This window comes from Clostridium lapidicellarium, assembly GCF_041224415.1.
In the GTDB taxonomy this organism is placed as follows: domain Bacteria; phylum Bacillota; class Clostridia; order Clostridiales; family Clostridiaceae; genus Clostridium_B; species Clostridium_B lapidicellarium.
This window is the reverse complement of sequence record NZ_JBGFFE010000002.1, coordinates 134,196-156,961: the sequence shown is the minus strand read 5'-3', so window position 1 is coordinate 156,961 and position 22,766 is coordinate 134,196. Positions and strand designations below refer to the sequence as shown.

The following is a 22,766-nucleotide window of genomic DNA, read 5'->3' as shown; positions in this document are numbered from 1 at the left end:
TTTTTCCGCCATTCTTTAAGCAGTTATAAAAGGAAGTGAAAAAAGATGGAACGTGAAAAAATAAGACATTATATAGATTTCAAGCAGTATCACGTGCTGACTGCTTCACTGGTGTTCCTTTCCATGATGATAATTATATTTTCTACGGACAATCCTGTGGTGCTTGCCTCGGTGTATGTATTTATGGTGGGAATAATACTGTTTTGCAGGGAAAAGATGAAATTTAAGACGGCCATTTATTATTTTATTCCAATTGCAATTTTTATAATAGCGCTGAATGTACTTTTTGTAAGTTCCGGAAGTACGACTCTCTTCTACCTTTTCCACAAGAGATTCACGCTGGAGGCTGCAATTTATGCGATCATAATGTGTTTTAAATTTCTGGCGGTTATATATTTGTTTTTGATACTTGAACTCATGATCGATTCAGACAGGGCGGTTTCCTATTTTTCTTCCATAATGCCCAAGTCAACCCTCATGCTCATGATAAGTTTTAAACTTATGCCGAGCCTTAAAAATAGATTTAAAAGCCTCAAGGAAATCTATGAGATAAGGGGAGTGGTATTTGACAAGAAAAAGGCCAGGGAAAAAGCTGCAAGTTATATTCCGGTAATGTCCGTACTTCTGGAGGATTCAATGGAGGGATCCTTCAATATAGGTGAATCTGCCTATGTGAGGGGATTCTTGAGCGGACACAGGAGTGTGTATGAAAGGCAGAAACTTAAAAGCAGGGACTGGCAGGTGATAGGGCTCAGCATTGCCCTCATGGTACTTTTTGGCGTGGCCCAGTTTAAGGAATGGGTGAAATTTGACATATACGACGGCGTGACTGCTGTAAACTTTTTTAATATAGGTATAGCTTTGATTTTGATTTTTATAATAGCAATTACTGTAACCATAATTTTAAATAGCGAGGAGAGGGAATATGTCGTATATAGAGGTAAATAATTTGAATTTCACGTATCCCCTGGAGAAGGAAAGAGCACTTAAGGATGTGAATTTGTCTCTGGAGAAAAACGATTTTCTGCTGGTGGCCGGGAGATCCGGATCCGGTAAGTCAACCCTGGCGAGGGCCATAGTCGGAACTGTCCCCAATTTTTACGGCGGAACCATAGGCGGAGAGATAAAAATAGACGGTAAGGCAATAGACAAGATGAGCCATCAGGAGAGGGCAAAGAAGATAACCATGGTTTTTCAGGATCCTGAAAAACAGCTTATGATGAACAAGGTTCACCGGGAAGTGGCATTCGGACTTGAAAATGTAGGGGTGGATGAAGGAATTATAAAGAGGAGGGTTTATGAGGCGCTTCAGTTTACGGGAATACTCGATCTGGCAGACAGGGACGTGACTTCCCTTTCCGGCGGTGAGAAGCAAAAGGTTGCGGTGGCCTCAGCTCTTGTATACATGCCAAGCTGCATAATACTGGACGAGCCTACGTCCCAGCTGGATCCTTCTTCTGCAGAAGAGATGCTGAATATTGTGAAAAAAATAAATGAGGAACTGGGGATAACCATAATAGTCATAGAACAAAGGGTTAACAGGTGGTTTGACACTGTGGACTCCATAGCTGTCATGAACAGGGGCAGCCTGCAGCTGTTTAAGGATAAAAAAGATTTTTATTGCAACTGCAGCGAGAAACAGTATATGTTTATGCCAGACTACCTGAAATTTTTTAAACAGCTTGGCTTTAAAGATATGCCGCGGAATTTTAAAGATGCCAGGGTCAAAGTCCTGAATACGCCGATTAAGATGGAAAAACACGAAGAGGCGGCGGCTGCCGAAAAAGATCAGCCGGCCATACTTTCCGTGAAAAAAATGGGCTGTAAATGTGGTTCCAAGGAGGTTCTCTCCGATCTGAATTTCCAGATAAAAAAGGGAGAGTTCATAAGCATAATGGGTGCAAACGGTGCGGGGAAAAGTACTCTTTTAAAATCCATTATGGGTCTTAAGGCTTACAGCGGCAGCGTGAAACTCTATGGAAAGGAAATAAGAAAAATGAGCATAAGGGAAATAGCCCAGCATATAGGTTATGTATCACAGAACCCCAACGATTACCTGTCCAAGAACAGTGTGTATGAAGAAGTCAGGTTTACTATGGACAACTATGATATATATGATCAAAAAATTGTGGAAAATGTTCTAAAGGAACTTGAAATATATGAATTTAAAGACAAAAACCCGAGGGATCTGAGCGGCGGACAGCGGCAGAGAGTGGCCATAGCCACAATACTTGTGCTCCAGCCTGACATGATCCTTCTGGATGAACCTACCCGGGGACTTGAAAGTGCCCTCAAGGACAAACTCGGCAGGATGCTTCAAAAGTTAAATGACAGGGGAACTACAATCGTACTTGTAACTCATGACACGGATTTTGCCAGCAGTTTTTGCAGGAGATACATGATAATGTTCAACGGTACTGTTGTGGCAGATGGCAGCAGGGGAAAGGTACTGGGGGACGGTATATTCTATACCACTTCAATGAATAAGCTCCTCAGGGAAAAGGACAGAAGCATATTTACTCTGGAAGATGCTGTTAGAAGGTGTGAGATATGATAAAAAAGGTCATAATTGCGGTTACAGCTGCCATAATAGCAGTTCTCATGGCGCTTACTGTAAAGAGTGATTTCCAGACTGGAATTTCTACCATGTGCATGGTAGGGGTATTTGTAATACTTTTCCTGAGTTATTTTTACTTTGAGCAGAGCAATGCAGGTACCAAGGAAATAGCGATCATAGCTACCTTAAGTGCCTTTGCCACTGTGGGGAGGATTATTTTTGCCCCCATACCGAATGTAAAACCTGTTACATTCCTTGTCGCACTTACAGGATTTGTTTTCGGACCCTATGATGGATTCCTGGTGGGGAGCACCACAGCTTTTTTGTCCAATATTTTTTTTGGACAAGGCCCCTGGACTCCCTGGCAGATGTTTTCATGGGGGCTCGTCGGAATCATAGCCGGATTTTGGGGGAAGAAAGGAAAGAAAGTTTCAGCTTTCAAGTTTTCCGTGGCATGCTTCTTCTTTGGATTCATGTTTGACTGGATTATGGATCTTCAGTACGTAATTGGTTTTGTCAAACCTTTAAATTTATGGACATTCATAGGAGGATATGTGTCCGGGCTGACTTTTGATGTGCTTCATGGGGGAAGTTCCTTTATATTTTCCATAATATTTTACAACGGTTTCTTACATGTATTTGAAAGGTACAAGAGAAAATTGATTATCAGTTATATGAAGTGATAGGAGGTGGTTTTTGAATTATGAAAATCAAGGAAAACAAGAAAAAATATATAATAGCTTTGGTGGCTTTTGCCGTATTTGCCGTACTGTTTGCCATTGGCCTAAAAGCAAATTCAATATATTCAAACACACTTACCAACAAGCAGATGAGTGCCCAGGAAAGTCAGGACAAATCTTCAGGGGCCGGGAACATATCGGGAAACACCGCAAAGGCAAATAAGGATGGGAAAAATGTAAAAAACACTGATGCGGCGAATAGCTCTGCTGGAATAGGTTCATCTTCTGCGGGCAAAAAAGGTAAATCTTCTATAAATTCTTCTACAAAATCAAAAAAAGGCGGATCAGGAAATACTTCTTCAAAGTCCAGCAATCCTTCTACTGTAACTTCGAATGGTATAGTGAAGGTGAGCGCTTCGGATCCGGAGAGCAGTGCAACTTTTCAGGTAGTAGATACCGTTCATGGAAACAAGATGATCATTTCGAGGAACATCGACAGCAGTATGAACGGTCAGACAGTGGGATATATAACGGAGAGGATTTTGGACAGTGCCAAGATAAGCTATAAGGCGACGGGATCTGCTTCTACATTGTATTTTGCCGCTATAGATGGACTTGAAGAGAAAAAAGCAGGAAAACTCTCAGGATGGTGTTACTACGTAAAGAAAAAGGGAGACAGCGTCTTTCACAAACCCAACATAGGCAGCGGCCAGTGGGTATGGCATACTGGAGATGTGGTCGTATGGAGATATCTTGCAGATGGTATTAACGATGGCTATGGAATGGATTGGGGGAAAGGCAGTTTTTAAATTAAATTTGGAGGGATTAATATGAAAAAAATTTTTAGCAAACTTATTGTGTGTTTATTTACAACCAGCATTGCAGTATCTGGGTTTGCCGTAGACGCCCGTGCTGATGCGGCACCTTCTGCAAACTCAGGTGTGAGTGTATCCAAAAACAGAATTTACGGCAGCGACAGAATTGAAACTTCACTTAAGATAAGTCAGGAAGGCTGGAAAGACGGTTCAGATACCGTAGTTATAGCCCAGGGATACGGTTATGCCGATGCTCTCTGTGCAGCTCCCCTGGCTAAAAAGTACAATGCACCTGTAATTCTTTCCAGACAGGATTCTCTGGATGAAAATACAATAAATGAACTCAAGAGACTTAAAGCTGCAAATGCGTTTGTGATAGGAGGAACGGCTTCCCTGTCTGACAATGTAATATCTCAGCTGGAGAACATTGGAATCAAGCCTGAAAGGCTGGGAGGCAGAAACAGATATGAAACTTCTGTTGAAATAGCCAGGAAGCTTGGAGATTCAGGTAATATAAGCAATATAGTAGTTGCTTCCGGGGCCGGATATGCAGACAGCCTTTCCATAGCACCAATAGCTGCCAGCAAGGGTATGCCCATACTTTTATCCGAAAGGGATGTCCTGCCGGATGCTACAAGCAGTTACATCAAAGGCAGGAATATAAGCAAAACCTATGTAATCGGCGGAACTGCCTCCATAAGTGACAGCTTGGAGACTTCTCTTCCGAATGCACAGAGAATCGGTGGTGCCACGAGATTTGCGACAAACCTTGCGATACTGCAAAATTTCAAATCAGATCTGAATTTTAAAAATGTATATATAGCAGAAGGAGACGGGCCTGCTGGAAATGAATTTGCAGATGCCCTCTCGGGTTCGGTACTTGCAGCCAGGGAATCTGCTCCCATGGTGCTTATATATAAAGATATTTCCGACGACACCGCCAGCTTCATAGTGTCAAATATGGAGAAAGATACTGCTCTTACAGCTTTAGGAGGGACTATTGTAGTACCTGATACCATCCTGACTAAAATTGTAGATCTGTATGAGGGGAAATCCCCTGTTGTAAGCAGTTCATTAAGTGCTGCAGTAAATAAGATACTTTCAGACGGGAACCTGGATGACTGGCAGGCACTGGCAGTTGCAAGATATGGTGCATCGGTGCCGTCAAGCTATCTTACAAACCTTTCAAACAGCATAGCTGCTGCAAAAGGGAACTTGTCAAAACCTACGGATTATGAGAGAATTACCCTGGCACTTATGGCAGTGGGACAAGATCCTGCCAATTTTCAGGGCTACAATCTTATAGAGAAGATATACAACAATACTGGAATTGATGATCAGGGGATAAATGCCTATGTATTTGCACTTATTGCCCTTGATTCCGGAAACTTTGAAACACCTTCAGGTGCTGTTTGGACAAGAGATAAACTTATAGATAAAATTCTGGAAAACAAAACTGCCGACAATGGCTGGTCTTATGCAGAAGACAGTGCAGATCCGGATATGACCGGTATGGCTCTTATAGCTCTGGCACCTTATAGAGACGAAGCTGCGGTAAAGGATGCTGTAGATAAAGCAGTAGACAAACTTTCCTCGATGCAGGACAGCGACGGTGGATTCTCTTCCTATAATGTAAGCAACAGCGAAAGTATTTCTCAGGTTATAATGGGACTTTGTGCAAATGGAATAGACCCTGCAAGTGCCGCTTTCACCAAAAACGGGAAGACGGCGCTGGACGCACTCTTGAGTTTTGAAGTACCTGGCGGAGGATTCGGCCATACAAAGGATTCAGGATATAATGCCATGGCAACAGAACAAGCCGTTCAGGCACTTGAGGCCTACAATATGTTTGAGAGCAATACAGGCACGGGGATATATAAGTTTAAATAGTGGATACAGTGGAGCACTCTCTATCATACAAGTTGTTGATGGGAGTGCTTTTTAGAGGAATTTTCCATTCGCAGGTAATTGCAGTATTTCCTGCAGTGCTATTGAAGTAAAAGCCTTTATGGAATAAAATAAATGGTGAATGTAAATAAATTTTGATACAATAACTATAGTTCGTAAGGAGGGTTCAAATGAAAAGAGCTATTTTATTTTGCTTAGTCGTAGGGCTGCTTTTTTGCGGATGCAGTTCCGGAAATAAAACCAGCAGCAAGTCTGTTACTATAGACGAACCAAATACTGGCACTGTATATATCATGGGCGGGAAAATCGCAACAAATGACAGCATAGATGTGAGTTCGAATATTGCTGGAAAAGTTGCCGAAATACCTGTGGATTTGGGTAAAAAGGTAAATGCTGGAGATATAGTGGCCAAATTGGATACTACAGAACTTCAGAATAAAGTGGATGAGGCACAGTCAGAGGTGAGTGCAGCACAAGAGGGATTGTCTAATGCCCAGAGCAGTGCAAGTTCAGGTTCTTCCGATGCTGGTGGATATCAATCCCAGCTTTCTCAGGCCCAATCCAAACTGGATGAGTACCAGAAGGAACTTGATTCGGCTGTTATTACGTCACCTATTTCGGGTACGGTGAGCTCGAGAAATTTAAATGTAGGAAGTACGGTAACTGCAGGCAAACCCATTGTTTCCATAGTCAATACGGAAAATCTCTATGTAAATGCATATGCCCCAGCTAGCATCTTAAATGAAATTAAAGTTGGACAAAGTGTAGCTGTGAAAATACCTGATATATCCGATGATGAGCTTTCGGGTAGAATAGCTGTCATAAATTCCAAGCTTGATTCTGAGAGTTCAGATGTACTTGTAAAAGTCACCCTGAATAGCAAGAGTCAACTTTTAAAACCAGGTATGTTTGCGGAAGTTGGATTGAAGTAATAGAAAAGGTGGGGTTTATATGAAGTTTGATATAATTTCTTTTATAAAGAAAAACCGAAAAAAGGTGACTCTAGGGGTTATCATAGCTGTTATAGCAGTGGCAGTTGGCTTGATTTCCCATTATGTGTACGAGCATATTTATTATGTTTCCACTGATGATGCAAAGGTTGCTGCTGATTTGATCAATGTGAGCCCCCAGATTAGCGGGAAATTATTGGAGTTTGATGTAGATGAAGGTGACATAGTTCTGAAAGATCAGATAATAGCCCGCCAGGATTTGGGAAATCTTCCTGACTCAGGGGTAGATAAGTCTCTTATAAGGGCACCTATTGACGGCTTGATTGTAAAAAAGCAGGCTGCCGTGGGAGATAATCTGTCTCCGGACAAGACCATTGCACTTTTGGCAGATCCAGATAATTATTATGTAATTGCAAATATAGATGAGACCCAGGTCAGAAGGCTGCAGAAAAAACAGACCGTTGACATATCTATAGACGAATTCGGATCTCAGAAATTCAAAGGAAGGATTGAATCCATAGGTCAGATGTCCCAGAATGCGTTGAAATCAAATTCCTATTCGGAGAAGGGGAAATACAAGAGAGTAGTTCAAAAAGTACCTGTAAAGATAAAATTTGATGGCTCAAGCAATTTGAAGAGCAAGTTTACGTTGGGAGACAATGCATCGGTAAAAATCCACGTTGTCGTCAATAATAATGCGAATAGTAAGAAAAAATAGCGGAAATTCAGATATGGTGATCACTATCATTGTATCTGAATTTTTTATACTAGTTAAATTATTGACATATTGAAAATAATAACCTATAATGAACATAAATAAAATTAATATAAAACACTGTACGACTATATAGCACAAAGTATATTGATTGCATTAAAAAATGAAAACGATGTATTTTTTTAGAAATTAATAAGAACGGTGTACTATAATATAGTACAAACAACAATAACTAAAAAATCTTCGTACTTTCAGTGAAAAGGAGGAAGGTAGATGTGGAACTTAGAAAATATCTCTTTTCCGGTGTGAAGGATCAGAAGTGGAATTTTAAAATATTTTCCAAGCAAAGCGGAATTTTTTCCGGAAGTGCTAAACTTGAAAAAATTTCGGATGAATTAAAAGTAGAAAGGGAAAAAATATATCCGGAAGGATATAAGATTGAAGCAGGTGATTGTGTATTTTCAGGGAGGGGGGAAGCGGAACAGGTTGTCAAATCCGAGGAGATGTTTTTGGGAACAATTGGAAAGTTTTCAGGAATTGCCACTGCTGCATCTAAATTTTCTCAAAAGGCGGCCAACAATATGAAGATTGTATGCGGGGCCTTTAAGAAAGTGCCTTTTGAAGACAGAAAAGATATTCGTCTCTCTGTTGTATCCGGGGGGATAGGAACCCGTATAACGGATAGTCCTTTTGTGTATCTCGATAAGAATTATGTCAGAATTTTAGGCTGTGTTGAAAGTGCTGTTAAAAAAGCCAGAAGATATGACAGCAGCAGGATAATAGTTGTACAACTCCGGGGTGAAATAGAACCTATAGTACAGGAGGCAGCCGGGGCTGTGGAAGCTGGAGCAGGGATACTCATGGTCGATACTGGAAGTATAGATGATTTGAAGTCCGTTGCCGCTGCACTGTCAAAATATAAAGATCCTGAAAATATCAAAATAGCCTATTCTGGTGGAGTGAATCTGAAAGATATAGAGATCATAGAAGAATGCGGTGCTGATATTGTCGATGTGGGCAGGGCCATTATAGATGCACCTATGCTTGATTTTAGCCTGGATGTTATTAAATGAAAATTTTGAAAGGATGAGTTTGTTTGGAATGGGATTTACTTGAAAAAACTAATTTTTGGATTGAGGATGTGCATCTAAAAAATGCTAATCTTGATGAAATCGCACAAAAAGTTTCAAAAGTACTTGGCATGACCACCGCAGAAATTATGGTGGTGGATGTGAGACCCGGGCTTTTGGCCTTTGATATCATGAAGCGTAAAGTTCAAGCCGAGTCAGTTATAGGGAAGGAGGAGGAAATACTTTCTAAATTGGCCGAAGTCCACGGGGTGAGACTTGGAAGTAGTGTTTCAGTACATTCTGAAGGAATACTCGGGCTTATTGCACTTGACCCTGAGGAAGCGGATAGTGTTTTGAAAAAATCAGAAAAGCTTACTGAACAAGTTAAAAGAGCAGTTTCAAAACGTGCTAAAGTATTTGCTTCCGGTACGGAGATCATAGATGGGAAAGTAGAGGATACTAACTCTCCCTATATCATGAAATCACTGGAGGATCTGGGATATAAAGTGAAATTTGGGGGAGCTTTGAGGGATGATGTAATAGCTGCTCAAAACGGTATAGAAGGGGCCCTTGAAGAAGGATACGGATTAATTGTAACTACAGGCGGAGTTGGAGCTGAAAATAAGGATTTCAGCGTGGAAGCCATACTGAGAATAGATAAAAATGCATGCACGCCCTGGATTCTGAAATTTAAGCCGGATTATCACAGGCATCATAAAGAGGGAGTTCGGATTGGAGTGGGAAAAGTTGGAATGAGCTATGTAGTAGCTTTACCAGGTCCCCATGAAGAAGCAAAATTGGGCTGTAATGCTTTGATAAAGGGAATAAAAAGCGGGCTTGACAAAAATCTGTTGGCAGAAACCATTGCCAGTGCCTTGCGCCGGCGATGGATAGATAAAATGAAATAAGAATTACCAGAAGGAGGATGAAAATATGAACTATGAAGAAATAGCAAAAAAACTTTTAGAATCGGAGCTGGCTGGAACCCCTATAGCACCACTTACAGAGAAATATCCTGGCCTGAGTATTGAAGATGCATACCGTATACAGCTTGCAGGAGTTAATATGAAGCTCTCTCAGGGTCGTAAGGTGATAGGGAAAAAAATTGGACTTACCAGCCGTGGAATGCAGAAACTTCTAGGGGTGAATGAACCGGACTACGGACATTTATTGGATGATATGCTTGTTTTGGAAGGTGACACTTTAAAGCGTAGTGATCTCATTGCACCGAAAGTTGAAGGAGAACTGGCTTTTGTTTTAAAGGATACTCTCAGGGGACCGGGAGTAACTATTGCGGATGTGTATAGGGCTACAGAAGGGATTTTTCCCTCATTTGAAATTGTGGACAGCCGTATTGAGGACTGGAAGATTAAACTTCCGGATACTATTTCTGATAATGCCTCCAGTGCCAGGCTGGTTCTTGGAAGTAGAATGGCTTCTATAAAAGACATTGACTTGAAGCTTATCGGTATGATGTATGAAAAGAACGGAGAGATGGTAAACAGCGGTGTAGGTGCAGAAGTTTGGGGAAATCCCGCGGCAGCTGTGGCATGGCTTGCAAACAAGCTCAGCACATTTGATATTGCACTTGAGAAAGGTGAGATCATCCTTTCAGGTGCCTTTACTGCAGCGGAAAAAGCCGAAGCAGGGGACGTATTTACCGTTTCTTTTTATGGGCTTGGAAGTGTGAGTATAAAATTTATTTAATTATACCAAGGAGGTAATAAATACAATGAAGAAAGTTACGCTTTTACCCCGAGTTAATAATGACAGGTGTAAGGCATGTCATACTTGTGAAAAGGTGTGCCCTGTCCTTGCAATAAAGGTTAAACAGCGTAAAGCTGTGGTTGATGCCGATAGATGCAGAGGCTGTGCAAATTGTGAACAAAGGTGCCTTTTTAATGCCATAACCATGACAAAAAGGGATAAGGCATTTGAAGTTGGTGTAGATGTGAAAAGTGTTGATTACAAAGATATAATAGATCTCTGTGTGAAAGCACATCTCCATCCGGAACAGACTATCTGTTACTGTGTGGGAGTTAGGGCGGAAGAAGTAGCTGCGGCTATTTTAAAAGGTGCGAAAACTCCTGAGGAAATTTCTCTTGAAACCGGGATCCGTACAGGATGTACAATAGAGTGTATACAGCCGATACTAAGGCTTTTGGATGCTGCAGGATATAAACTTGAACCTGTTGAAGGAGGATGGCAGTGGTACGGTAAAACAGCTACTGCATGGGATTTATCAAAGGAAGTTAAAGAAAAATATTCATCCCGAGGTTTCTATTTTGAAGAGGATAGAAAAGTATTGGATAAGATTATTGATGGATGTAAGAAAGGAGAGGATAAATGATGAGACATGCAATTACCCCAATATCTCCCAAAGTGTCGCAGTATGGTGTAGATCCCTCTTTAGTAAAGACAAGAGCTGCAGATCTTCCGGGCATGACTTCGGTTTATTTGAAGGAGCTGTTTCCCGATTTGCCGGATGTGATTTTTCCAGGTGAAAATGGCATAGAAAAAGTGAAAGAAGCTGCCTATAAGGCTCTTATGAAAGTGAATATGAGTATGATAAAGCCTGAACATTCAGTGAATATTCTAGCTTCCCATCATGGTTTCACCCTTTTGGGCGGTTGGCCTTATGCAGAACTTTTGAAGACCATAAAAGATGTGATAGAAAAAAGGACTGGCTGTAGGGACATACGTCTTCGTGCAGGTGTCGGAATGCGTTTTCGTGAAACTGAGGAGTATATAAAAAGATATGGGTTGGATAAGTATTTCAACGGGAAGGCAGTAGGAGTGGCACCCGTAGATGAAGGAATCCCTATAAAAACTGAAATAGGTACCTTATATGGACTTAAAAGGGTCTATGATGCTGATTGGATAGTGCATACACATCACAGCGATGTCAGAGAGGTTCATTTTCACCGTCAGGTGGATAAGGCTCTAAAGCCGTTTGGAATGTCCTATGCACGTATCGAAACTAGGTCCACATATCATCAAAACCTTGGACCGAGAGGTGCAAATTTTGTAGCAAGAGCCTTATTCGATTCGGATTTTGTACAAAAAAAGTTTGCATTTGCAGCTTTTCTGGATGTGGCACCAAATGGAATTGTAGGGGTGGATGTGGATAATGATCTGTACAGACTGAATGATAAAGTAACTCTTATAGGGTGCAAGCAGTACGGTAAAATAATGACTTTATTTGGTGAAATAGACAAGTGCATAGCCGTACTTGATTTTCCATGTCCTGTTCCCTATGTATTTTCAGGAGGGGTAATATATGCCAATTTTGCAGGGGCAAATACGGATCTGTATGATTTGAATAAGCCCATGCCGCCATATACCTGGTACACAGAGGCATTTTATGGTAAAAACGGAAAACCGCTGCTTGACAGTATTCCTCCTATAAATCCTGCAATAAAGATGTGTATCCACAATTATGCATGGACAGGTTATCCATCTGCTTTCTTTGCACAGCACATACCTACTCTGGTTGTAGGAAACGAACAGGCAGAATTGTTTAACCGCGATCCCCTGAATTTAAATTACATGAATTATGCAGCTCTTGTGAAGGATCTTGAAACTGCCATGAATTTTGCTTATACTGCTGCGGAAACTAAAAATGTGATTGTATTTGACGGGGCAATGGGAGCTTTGAATGTGAGCGAGCCCCTTGCAAAATTACTTCTTGAGAAAGCTCCCGGGGTAAGCAGAAGGGTGGATAAGGAACTGCTTCCCAAATGGCTTCGCCAGAGAGGCGTAGATGTATCTGTACTGAAAAAATAATCTATAAAATGAATTGCCGGCTGACAATTTTATAAATGAAAAGTATAATAGAAACATATATAGCTTAGAGGAAGGGAATGATGTTCGATGCCGAAAAGTAAGTCAAATTTAATTCAATCAGTGGATAGGGCTCTAAGAATATTGGAGTGCTTTTCCAGAAAAGAAAGTGAATTGGGTGTGACTGAGATTGCCAACAGGCTGGATCTTCATAAAAGTACTACCTTTGGAATTTTAAATACCCTGGAGAATAGAGGATATTTATGCCAAAATCCTGAAAATGGAAAATATAAATTGGGGTTAAAGCTCTTTGAATTGGGTAAGCTGGTCGAATATGGCATGGATTTGAGAACAAGTTCACTTCCCTATCTTAAAAAGCTGGTGGATAAATATGGGGAAACTGCTCATTTGGCGATGCGTGATGGAGATCAGGTAATATATATAGACAAAGTGGAGGGTGAAAAGGCAATTAAAATGAGCTCACAAGTCGGAAAAAGGGCATACATATATTGTACGGGAGTGGGAAAAGCCGTGCTTGCCTTTATGCCTGAAGATAACATAAAAGATATTGTGAAAAATATAAAATTTCATAAGTTTACCTTGAATACTATTACGGATTTGAACGAGCTAAAACTGGAGCTGGAGAAGATAAGAAAGAAAAGATATTGTATTGATAATGAGGAAATAGAAGTGGGTTTAAAATGTGTAGCTGCACCGATAATGAATTATAAGAACGTATCTGTGGGCTCAATCAGCATATCTGGGCCTACCAGCAGAATGAATGACGAAAGGGTGGATCTTATTTCGAAGGATATTAAATATGTGGCTGTGAAAATTTCTGAAACTCTTGGATATAAAATGCACTGTAACAATTAGATGGTTATAAAAAGGAGAGAATACAATGTTTAAGGGAATATTTACACCTATGATTACTATTTTTAATGATGATGGGACAATTGATACAGAGAATCAGGGTATTCTGACTGAAAAATTGATTTCAGACGGAATAGACGGTATTTTGGCTCTGGGAAGTGTGGGAGAATTTTTTAATCTTTCGCTGGAAGAAAAGAAGGACTATATAAAATTTATAAGTGGAGTTGTTCATGGCAGGACAAATCTTGTAGTTGGAACGGGAAGTAATGATATAAAGGATGTTATAGAATTAAATGAGTATTCTAAAAAATGTGGTGCAGATGCCGTTCTGGTCATAACTCCGTATTTTTTCAATTTGAATGAAGAGTATGTTCATGAATATTATGCTGATATAGCACAAAATACTGATCTGCCGATTATGTTATATAATTTCCCGGATAGAACGGGAATAAATCTGTCCCCAGACTTTGTACTTAGATTGGTAACTGAATTTGAAAATATTGTAGGTATAAAGGATACTACTGATTCTATAAGCAATGTAAGAGGGTATGTCCAAAAAGTCAGACCCCATAGAAAAAATTTTTCTATATTTTCTGGATTTGATGAATACTTGATACCTAATCTGAATTGCGGCGGATCGGGCATAATAGGCGGACTTACTAATGTAAAGGCTAAATTTTTTATTGATACCTACAGGGCGTTTTTAAACAGAGATTTTAACAAAGTACTGAGTTGTCAGAAAAAAATAAATGAGCTTATGGAACTGTATAACCTAGTGGATCCATTCATAGTGGGGATTAAGGAAGCTGTGAAAATTTCACTGAGTCTGGATATGAATGTATCACTGAAGAATTATGACATAGGGATAACTAAAAAAATAGAACAGAAAATTGAAAAAATCATACTGTAATATCATACAGACAGCGGATCTTTAAGGTGAGGGAAATTTGTTTTTTAAAGCATATTCTCCTTCACCTTGTTTTGAATATTGTTGACCTGTGATAAATTTTGATATATACTGAAAACTAGGAAAGGTATGTCCACTAATTGTTTTTAGGGGGAGATTGCATGACTTAGAAGTAATGTTGTGTAAGCACAGACCTTAGGAAATAGGAGTTCTTTTATTATTAATTGTTAAAAGTATATCAAATTATTTTTGGGATTAAGTAAAAATTGTTAGGGCGCGTATTCAAATATCAAAGTTAATTAATTTTCGGTCTTATCCGAAAATTTTCGTTATTTGATATACATATTTAAGCTTTGAATTTTGAAACAAATTGAGGGCGTTCGATAAAATTTTTGAAAGGTGGTTTTAAAATGATGTCTTTGAAATTGGAAAATTTGTATAAGAGTAAATTGTTAAGTGCCGATGAAGCCGTATCCAAAATCAATCCAGGTGATAATATAGTTTTTGGAACCGGATGTGCGGAACCTGTTATGCTCCTTCATGCACTCGTTAAAAACAGGGAAAGGTATAAAAGCTTGCATCTTTACAGTATGCTGCCTAGATCTGATGGAGAATATGTACAAGAAGGTATGGAAAAATATTTTCATTATAATTCACTGTTTGTAAGCAAGGGTGTAAGAGATGCTGTCAATTCCGGCAGGGCAGATTACATTCCATGTTTTTTCCACGAAATGCCCAGACTTTTTAAAGAAGGATATATTCCTCTGGATGTATCGCTGATTCAGGTAAGCAAACCGGATAATCACGGATTTTGTAGTTTTGGAATCTCAAATGATTTTGTAAAACCTGCAACGGAATGTGCAAAAATTGTAATTGCCGAAGTCAATGAAAACATGCCGAGGGTTTTGGGAGATTCTTTCATACACATTTCTGATATAGACTATATAGTCAGGAATGACCATCCTGTAGCTGAGATGGCACCTTCCAAAATAGGAGATGTGGAGAAAAAGATAGGAGAATATTGTGCTTCCCTGATAGAGGACGGTTCGACTCTTCAACTCGGCATAGGAGCTATTCCCGATGCTGTACTTTCATTTTTAAAGAATAAAAAGGACTTGGGAATACATTCTGAGATGATATCTGATGGAATTGTGGATTTGGTTGAATCCGGAGTTATAACTAATAAGAAGAAAACTCTCAAACCGGGGAAAATAGTTGTGACTTTCCTTATGGGAACTCAGAAATTGTACGATTTTGTAAACGATAATGCGATGATTGAATCCGATTCTGTAGATTATGTAAATGATCCTTTAATTATCATGAAAAATTATAAGATGGTATGTATAAATTCCTGTGTAGAGGTAGATTTGATGGGACAGATAACTGCCGAAAGTGTAGGATTAAAGCAGATAAGCGGAGTTGGAGGCCAGGTTGATTTTATGAGAGGGGCCAGCAGGGCTAAAGACGGTAAGTCAATCATAGCAATACCTTCTACGGCCAAGAAGGGTACAATATCGAAAATAGTGCCTTTTTTGAGCGAAGGTGCAGGGGTCACTACTTCAAGGAATGATGTACATTATGTGGTGACTGAATATGGAATTGCGGATCTTAGAGGTAAATCCCTAAAGGAGAGAGCGAGGGAACTTATAAATATCGCCCACCCTAAATTCAGAGATGAATTGATAGGGGAATTTGAGAAAAGATTTAACTCCAGCTATTATGATAAAAGATTTTTTTTAGGGAAAAAAGGTGACGGAGAAAAGACCAGGGCAAAGTAAAAAAAGGCTTTGGGTTATACAGCTGATATCTATTGACTGAGTAAAATTTATATTTTATACTTAAAAATAGAGGGATAAATATAAATAATTATATTGAGTATAATATAAGTAAAAGACCCTGATGGGTCTTTTTATTTGCAAAAAATTTTAATAAAATGATATTTTATTGACTGCCGGTATTAAATGGCGAGGAGAGGGAATATGGCATATATAGAAATTAACAATTTGAATTTTGCTTATCCCATGGAGAGGGAAAAAACCCTGAAAAATGTTAATCTGCATCTTGAGAAAAATGACTTTTTGATGATAACGGGCAGATCGGGCTCGGGAAAATCAACCCTTGCAAGGGCCATAGCGGGAACGGTGCCCAATTTTTACGGCGGAAGCATAGGGGGAGAAATAAAAATAGGCGGAAGGTCTTTGAAAGATATGAGCCACAGGGAGAGAGCAGAAAAGGTAACCATGGTATTTCAGGATCCTGAAATACAGCTTATGATGAACAAAGTTCATAGGGAAGTGGCTTTTGGACTTGAGAATATAGGGGTTGAAGAAGATATAATAAAGAGGAGGGTCTACGAGGCTCTTCAGTTTTCAGGAATACTTCACCTTGCCGACAGGGATATAGCTTCTCTGTCAGGAGGGGAAAAACAGAAAGTAGCAGTGGCCTCTGCCCTGGTGTATATGCCGGATTGTATAATATTAGACGAACCAACTTCACAGCTGGATCCTTCTTCTGCAGAGGAAATGCTGAATATTGTGAAAAAAATAAATGAAGAGCTGGGAATAACCATAATAGTGATAGAACAGAGGGTTAACAGGTGGTTTGACACTGTGGATTCCATAGCCGTGATGGATAATGGTATTTTGGAATTGTTTGAAAATAAAAAGGATTTTTATTATAATTGTAACAAAAGGCAGTTTATGTTTATGCCTGATTATCTCAAATTTTTCAAGAAAATGGGTTTTGAGAATATGCCCGATAATTTTAAAGATGCCCGGGTGAAAATATTGAACAGCTCACTGAATGTGAAACCGGAAAATGAAGTTGCTGCAGATGAAATTCAGGGTGACAAAAATGAAATTCTTTCCGTTAAAAAACTTAATTGCAAATATGGTTCCAAACAGGTATTGAAGGATGTTGGCTTTACTGTAAAAAAGGGTGAATTTATTGCAATAATGGGGGCCAACGGTGCCGGAAAGAGCACGCTTCTTAAAACCATTCTGGGACTTAAAAAATATGAAGGTACTATAAAGATTTACGGAAAAGATGCTGCAAAAATGGATATAAGACTGATAGCCAGGCATATAGGCTATGTATCACAGAATCCCAATGACTATCTCTCAAAGAATAGTGTTTATGATGAAGTCAGATTTACTATGGACAATTATGGAATATACGATGAAAAAGTAGTGGAAAATATTTTGAGGGAACTTGAGATATATGACTTGAAGGATAAGAATCCGAGAGATTTAAGCGGGGGCCAGAAGCAGAGAGTGGCTATAGCCTCTGTACTTGTATTACAACCTGACGTTGTCTTTTTGGATGAACCTACAAGAGGCCTTGAAAGCGGTCTGAAATATAAATTGGGGAAATTGCTTCAGAATTTAAACAAAAAAGGCACTTCTATTGTGCTTGTAACTCATGACACGGATTTTGCCAGTAATTTTTGCAGAAGATATATGATCATGTTCAATGGAAGCATCGTGGCAGATGGAGATAAGAAAAAAGTACTGGGAGACGGGATATTTTATACGACTTCTATGAACAAACTGCTGAGAGACAGGGATAATAGTATATTTACCCTAAAGGAAGCTCTGGAAAGGTGTTCAATATGAAAAAATCAATTATAATAGTCACTTCCCTTATAATTGCAGTACTTATGGTACTTACAGTTAAAAGCAGTTTTCAGACCGGAATTTCACTTGTGTGTATGATAGGTGTTTTTGCAATCCTTTTTATGAGTTATTTTTATTTTGAAAAAAGTCATGCAGGTACCAAGGAAATTGCCATTATAGCTACTTTAAGTGCTTTTGCAGCTATTTCCAGGATAATATTTGCTCTTATACCAAATGTACAGCCTGTTACCTTCCTGGTAGCTATTTCCGGTTTTGTGTTCGGACCCTATGAGGGATTTTTGATTGGAAGTACTACTGCATTTTTATCGGATATATTTTTTGGGCAGGGTCCCTGGACTCCATGGCAGATGTTTTCATGGGGACTTGTTGGGATTATTTCAGGAATATTGGGAAAAAGGAGTGTAGAGATTTCAACTCTTAAATTTTCCATCTTGTGTTTCCTATTTGGTTTTATGTTTGACTGGATCATGAATATACAGTATATACTGACTTTTATAAAACCTGTGAATTTAAAAACTATTTTAGCCGCCTATGCCTCAGGATTGACTTTTGATATAATACACGGGGTAAGTTCCTTTGTATTTTCAATTGTATTTTACAAGAGGTTTTTACCGATACTGCGGCGTTATAAGAGAAGACTTATCATAAGTAAGATAATTCAATAGATGGGGGAGAAATACTGATGAAAAGCAAAAAGAAAAAATTTATAATAATTGCTGCTGTGGCGATATGTGTTGTTATATTCGCCCTTGCAATTAAAGCTCAGAGTATATATACGAGCACTATTTCAAACAAACAGATGAGTGCCGAAAAGACTCCAAATAAATCCAGTGGTACAATTCAAACTGGTGGGGAAAATCAAGGCAGTGCTAATGGTGCCGGTGAAAATGGAGAAAACTCCGCTGCATCCGGTAAATTATCTAATGCATCAGGTTCCAGTAGTTCCAAGGGTGTTTCAAAGTCGAATGGCAAAAATGGACAAACTTCTTTAAATAAGGGAAGTTCTTCTAAAAATTCCGGTACATCTGCTGTTAACTCTCAGAAATCGGATAACCAGTCCTCTCTTGAGATAATTGATGCAGTTCACGGAAATAAGGTCATTTTCCAGAAAAGTATACAAGGCGTAGATGGGCAAACTGTGGGATATGCGACTCAAAAAGCCCTTGATGCGGCTAAAATGAGTTATACTACCAGGGGAAGCGGCTCGACAATTTATTTTTCAGATATAGGTGGATTGAAGGAGAGAGCAGAGGGACCGATGTCCGGATGGTGTTTTTATGTTAAAAAGAAAGGACAATCCCAGTTTACAAAGTCCAATGTGGGGAGTGGACAGTATGTATTGAAAAACGGGGACTCTGTAATGTGGAAATATGTTAAAAATGGTATGTAATAATTAAACTACATCTTTTAAAATAATTATAAATGGAGGGGAAATGTAATGTTAAGATCAAGAATAAAATATGCTGTTTTGAGTACGGCTGTAGCTTCAGTTTTAGCAGCTCAGCCTTTGCTGGTAAAAGCTGCTTCCGTAGATAAGTCCATAACTGATCCCAATAAAACATGGACTATAAAGTTCAATAGGCCTGTAGGTTTTGATGAAGAGACCAAAAATTCCATTACTGTAACAGACAGCAGTGGAAATGCCGTGAATGCAGGTATAAAATTACTGGACAGCAACAAGGTAGAAGTGATTGCACCGGAAGACGGCTATAAGCAGGGAGAAACCTATACTTTAAATGTAGGCGGCAGAGTTCATTCCATAGGAAATAGATATTTGAAAAATACTGCAAAATGTACTTTCCAATTCAAGCCTGCTTCCCAGGATTATAATTATAAATCCCAGGTGGATAGTTTACTTGACGGCACCGTGGACAAAATTTTGAAAGACGGGATTAAAGATGACTGGCAGGCATTGCTGGTGTATAAAGACGGAAAAGAAGTTCCTTCGAGTTACATTGAATCCCTTAAAAATAAGTTGAATTCGGCTCAGGAAGGTTCCCTTACTCCCATGGATTATGAGAGAATGACAATTGTGTTATCTTCTATAGGACAGAATCCTGCAAATTTTGAGGGAAAGAATTTAGTGGAAAAAGTATATAATAATGCGGACATGAACAACCAGGGCATAAATGCATATGTATACGGACTTATGGCCTTGAATTCCGGAAATTATGACGTACCGGACAATGCACTTTTTACCAGAGATAAATTTATAGATAAAATAATAGCTGCAAGGACGGCAGATAATGGCTGGAACTATGATCCAAGCAGTGAAGCTAAAGCGGATCCGGATATGACGGCCATGGCCCTTACAGCTCTGGCACCTTATAAAAACAGGGAAGATGTGAAACAGGTTATAGACAGTGGAATTTCAAGACTTTCTTCTATGCAGGACAGCAGTGGAGAATATTCCTCCATTATGGGTTCGGCAAACAGCCAGAGTTTATCCGAAGTTATCATAGCTCTTTGCAGTAATGGAATAGATCCTGCCGGCAGTGAATTTACTAAAAACGGCAAAAATTTGATAGACATACTTTTGAGCTACAAGGTTGATGGAGGATTCAGCTATGACAGGCAGAAGGCCGGGTATGATGCTTTTGCCACTGAACAAGGTGCTGAGGCGCTGGAATCCTACAAGATGTTCAAGGAGCAGTCCGGCAGTATATTTAGGAACTAAGGTGTTGAATATTAAAATGTGATAGATTTCCGGATGAAACCGGAAATCTATCACATTTTAGTTTTGGGGCTGGCGTACCTGAAAACCTTCTTCCCGCCATTTTTTCTTGGAACGTTCCGTCCTGTTTAAGGAGTTGTTATGTGCGTCCAATGTTGTTTCGTAAAAAACTCTTTGGCTGTCCAGGGCTTTTTTCCCGCCGCGCTTATCTATATGGGAATAGGAACCGTCGCTGTTTAACATTCTGGCCTTGATCGTATCATTTAACTGGGTGTTCAATATCCTTTTCAATTTATTTTTTACATCCGCATCTTCTATGGGAAATAAGAGTTCAACTCTCCTGTCCAGGTTCCTGTTCATCCAGTCTGCACTGGACAGGTATAGATCTTCTTCTCCATTATTGTAGAAGTAATATATTCTGCTGTGTTCGAGAAATCTTCCTACAATGCTTATCACGCTTATATTCTCGCTTACACCCTTTATGTTTGGCCTCAGACAGCATATGCCTCTTACAATTAACCGGATCTTCACTCCTGCACAGGAAGCGTCGTACAATGCTTCAATCACATGTCTGTCTACAAGTGAGTTCATTTTGGCAATTATTTTGGCCGGCTTGCCGTTTAAAGCGTTGTCTCTTTCGTGTTCTATGAGGTACAGGAACCTTTCCCTCAGGTTAAGCGGTGCTATACAGGTTTTCTTGAGTTCTTTCGGTATGGAATGACCTGAAAGCATGTTGAATATTACGGAAGCGTCCTGGCCGAAATAGGGGTTCGTCGTGAAAAGACCCAGATCCGTGTATATTTTTGCAGTTACGTCATTGTAGTTGCCGGTACCCATATGGACGTATCTTTTTATCCCGTCCTTTTCTTTTCTGACAACAAGTATTAATTTGCAGTGAACTTTGAGCCCTACCAGTCCGTAAATAACATGGCATCCTGCTTTTTCCAGCTGTTTAGCCCATATTATGTTGTTCTCTTCATCAAACCTTGCCTTTAGTTCTACAAGTACTGTGACCTGTTTTCCATTTTCAGCAGCTCTTATAAGTGATTTTACGATGGGAGAGTTTCCGCTGACCCTGTAAAGCACCTGCTTTATGGCAAGTACTGAAGGATCTTCTGCTGCCTGCCTTATAAATTCTATAACGGGTTCAAAGGATTCGTAGGGGTGGCTTAGAAGTATGTCTTTTCTGGATATGACGGAGAAGATATCTTCATATTCCATATTTTTCAGGGGATTTACCGGTTTTATGGGTTCATAGCACAAGTACTTGTACTTTTTTATGGATATGAGCTTATTTAAAAAAGTTAGATCCAGAGGCACATTCAAAGCATATTCCTGAATTTTGGATATTTCCATCTCTTTTTCGAGTGTCCTCACTATATCCTTGTTTATTCCCTTTTCAATTTCCAGCCTCACTACGGCTCCCCATTTACGCTGCTTTAAGGATTCTTCTATGGCTTCGAGCAGATCTTCAGCTCCCTCTTCGTCAACGGTCATATCTGCATTTCTCGTTATTCTGTAACACCCGCAGGAAAGTATATTGTCGCTTCCAAAAAGGGTTTTCAGGTTGGTTTTTATGATGTCTTCCAGAAGTATTATGTCAAAATCCGCCTCACCTGGCAGCACTACTATTCTGGGAAGCACCGAAGGTACCTGCACAGTGGCAAAGGACTTTTCCCCATTTTTTTCAATGATAAGTCCTATATTCAAACTCTTGTTTAATATGAGAGGGAAGGCGCTGCTGCTGTCTAGAAGCATTGGAGTCAGGACAGGGAAAACATTTCTACGGTAATAATTTTTTACGAATTCACGCTGTTCTTCATTCAAATCCCCCGGCTTCAGAAATTTTATATTCTCTTTTCCCAGGGCTATTTTTAAAGAACGGTTGTAATAACTGCACTGTTTTGACACTAATTTTGTCACGTTTGAATGTATCTTTACCAGTTGTTCTTTTGGTGTCAGACCTGCAGGATCTTTCTTATTGAAACCTGCCTTTATCTGATCCATGAGTGAACCAACTCTTACCATGAAAAATTCATCCAAGTTGGAACAGGTGATGGAGAGAAATCTCAGGCGTTCAAAGAGAGGGTGATTTGTGTCTCTACATTCTTCCAGCACCCTTTTGTTGAATTCTATCCAGCTTAACTCTCTATTTATAAAATTTTTACTTTTGTTAAATTTACTCATAAATTGAGCCTC

General features: G+C 39.5%; 19 protein-coding genes and 1 pseudogene. 19 read left to right on the top strand and 1 reads right to left on the bottom strand.

Annotated elements, in window-relative coordinates:
- Positions 1-45 precede the first annotated feature (45 nt).
- The 19 genes from AB8S09_RS02770 (at position 46) to AB8S09_RS02680 (ending at position 20,570) form a co-directional block, all read left to right on the top strand.
- Positions 46-948, top strand: a complete 903-nt coding sequence (locus tag AB8S09_RS02770; RefSeq protein ID WP_369868459.1) for an energy-coupling factor transporter transmembrane component T — start codon at positions 46-48, stop codon at positions 946-948.
- Complete coding sequence (locus AB8S09_RS02765) at positions 926-2,554, top strand: ABC transporter ATP-binding protein (protein WP_369868458.1); 1,629 nt, start codon at positions 926-928, stop codon at positions 2,552-2,554. Before AB8S09_RS02770 ends, AB8S09_RS02765 begins: the two co-directional genes overlap by 23 nt.
- Positions 2,551-3,240, top strand: a complete 690-nt coding sequence (locus AB8S09_RS02760) for an ECF transporter S component (RefSeq protein ID WP_294181173.1) — start codon at positions 2,551-2,553, stop codon at positions 3,238-3,240. Before AB8S09_RS02765 ends, AB8S09_RS02760 begins: the two co-directional genes overlap by 4 nt.
- 20 nt (positions 3,241-3,260) lie before the next feature.
- The gene (locus AB8S09_RS02755) at positions 3,261-4,046 is read left to right on the top strand and encodes a DUF4430 domain-containing protein (protein ID WP_294181172.1); all 786 of its coding nucleotides are present in this window, start codon (positions 3,261-3,263) and stop codon (positions 4,044-4,046) included.
- A gap of 21 nt (positions 4,047-4,067) precedes the next feature.
- Positions 4,068-5,942 (top strand): cell wall-binding repeat-containing protein, encoded by a 1,875-nt coding sequence (locus AB8S09_RS02750; RefSeq protein ID WP_294181171.1) that lies wholly within the window; start codon positions 4,068-4,070, stop codon positions 5,940-5,942.
- A 188-nt stretch (positions 5,943-6,130) separates the two neighbouring features.
- Positions 6,131-6,892, top strand: coding sequence for an efflux RND transporter periplasmic adaptor subunit (locus AB8S09_RS02745; RefSeq protein WP_294181168.1), 762 nt, complete (start codon positions 6,131-6,133; stop codon positions 6,890-6,892).
- 19 nt (positions 6,893-6,911) lie between these two features.
- A complete protein-coding gene (locus AB8S09_RS02740) occupies positions 6,912-7,628 on the top strand; it encodes an HlyD family secretion protein (protein WP_294181166.1) in 717 nt (238 codons plus the stop codon).
- Between the two features lie 272 nt (positions 7,629-7,900).
- Entirely contained in the window at positions 7,901-8,698 is a 798-nt protein-coding gene (locus AB8S09_RS02735; RefSeq protein ID WP_294181165.1) for a beta/alpha barrel domain-containing protein, read from the top strand.
- A 23-nt stretch (positions 8,699-8,721) separates the two neighbouring features.
- On the top strand, positions 8,722-9,603 hold the full coding sequence (locus AB8S09_RS02730; protein ID WP_294181163.1) for a molybdopterin-binding protein: 882 nt from the start codon (positions 8,722-8,724) through the stop codon (positions 9,601-9,603).
- Positions 9,604-9,628: 25 nt separating this feature from the next.
- Entirely contained in the window at positions 9,629-10,402 is a 774-nt protein-coding gene (locus AB8S09_RS02725; RefSeq protein ID WP_294181161.1) for a 2-keto-4-pentenoate hydratase, read from the top strand.
- 25 nt (positions 10,403-10,427) lie between these two features.
- Positions 10,428-11,045, top strand: coding sequence for a 4Fe-4S binding protein (locus AB8S09_RS02720; RefSeq protein ID WP_294181160.1), 618 nt, complete (start codon positions 10,428-10,430; stop codon positions 11,043-11,045).
- Positions 11,045-12,481, top strand: coding sequence for a hypothetical protein (locus AB8S09_RS02715; protein ID WP_294181281.1), 1,437 nt, complete (start codon positions 11,045-11,047; stop codon positions 12,479-12,481). The genes AB8S09_RS02720 and AB8S09_RS02715 overlap by 1 nt, the downstream gene beginning before the upstream one ends.
- Before the next feature lie 87 nt (positions 12,482-12,568).
- The gene (locus AB8S09_RS02710; RefSeq protein WP_294181158.1) at positions 12,569-13,354 is read left to right on the top strand and encodes an IclR family transcriptional regulator; all 786 of its coding nucleotides are present in this window, start codon (positions 12,569-12,571) and stop codon (positions 13,352-13,354) included.
- Between the two features lie 25 nt (positions 13,355-13,379).
- Entirely contained in the window at positions 13,380-14,261 is an 882-nt protein-coding gene (locus AB8S09_RS02705; protein WP_294181155.1) for a dihydrodipicolinate synthase family protein, read from the top strand.
- Positions 14,262-14,677: 416 nt separating this feature from the next.
- Entirely contained in the window at positions 14,678-16,036 is a 1,359-nt protein-coding gene (locus tag AB8S09_RS02700) for an acetyl-CoA hydrolase/transferase family protein (RefSeq protein WP_294181276.1), read from the top strand.
- Positions 16,037-16,237: 201 nt separating this feature from the next.
- Positions 16,238-17,872, top strand: a complete 1,635-nt coding sequence (locus AB8S09_RS02695; RefSeq protein ID WP_294181153.1) for an ABC transporter ATP-binding protein — start codon at positions 16,238-16,240, stop codon at positions 17,870-17,872.
- The gene (locus tag AB8S09_RS02690) at positions 17,869-18,558 is read left to right on the top strand and encodes an ECF transporter S component (protein WP_294181152.1); all 690 of its coding nucleotides are present in this window, start codon (positions 17,869-17,871) and stop codon (positions 18,556-18,558) included. Before AB8S09_RS02695 ends, AB8S09_RS02690 begins: the two co-directional genes overlap by 4 nt.
- Before the next feature lie 17 nt (positions 18,559-18,575).
- Positions 18,576-19,283: a DUF4430 domain-containing protein gene (locus AB8S09_RS02685; protein ID WP_294181150.1), complete on the top strand. Its 708-nt coding sequence runs from the start codon at positions 18,576-18,578 to the stop codon at positions 19,281-19,283.
- A 48-nt stretch (positions 19,284-19,331) separates the two neighbouring features.
- Complete coding sequence (locus AB8S09_RS02680; protein ID WP_294181148.1) at positions 19,332-20,570, top strand: Ig-like domain-containing protein; 1,239 nt, start codon at positions 19,332-19,334, stop codon at positions 20,568-20,570.
- A gap of 57 nt (positions 20,571-20,627) precedes the next feature.
- On the opposite strand, the pseudogene AB8S09_RS02675 reads toward AB8S09_RS02680, so the two are convergent.
- Positions 20,628-22,760: pseudogene (locus tag AB8S09_RS02675) on the bottom strand (RNA degradosome polyphosphate kinase); the annotation flags it as partial.
- Positions 22,761-22,766 lie beyond the last annotated feature (6 nt).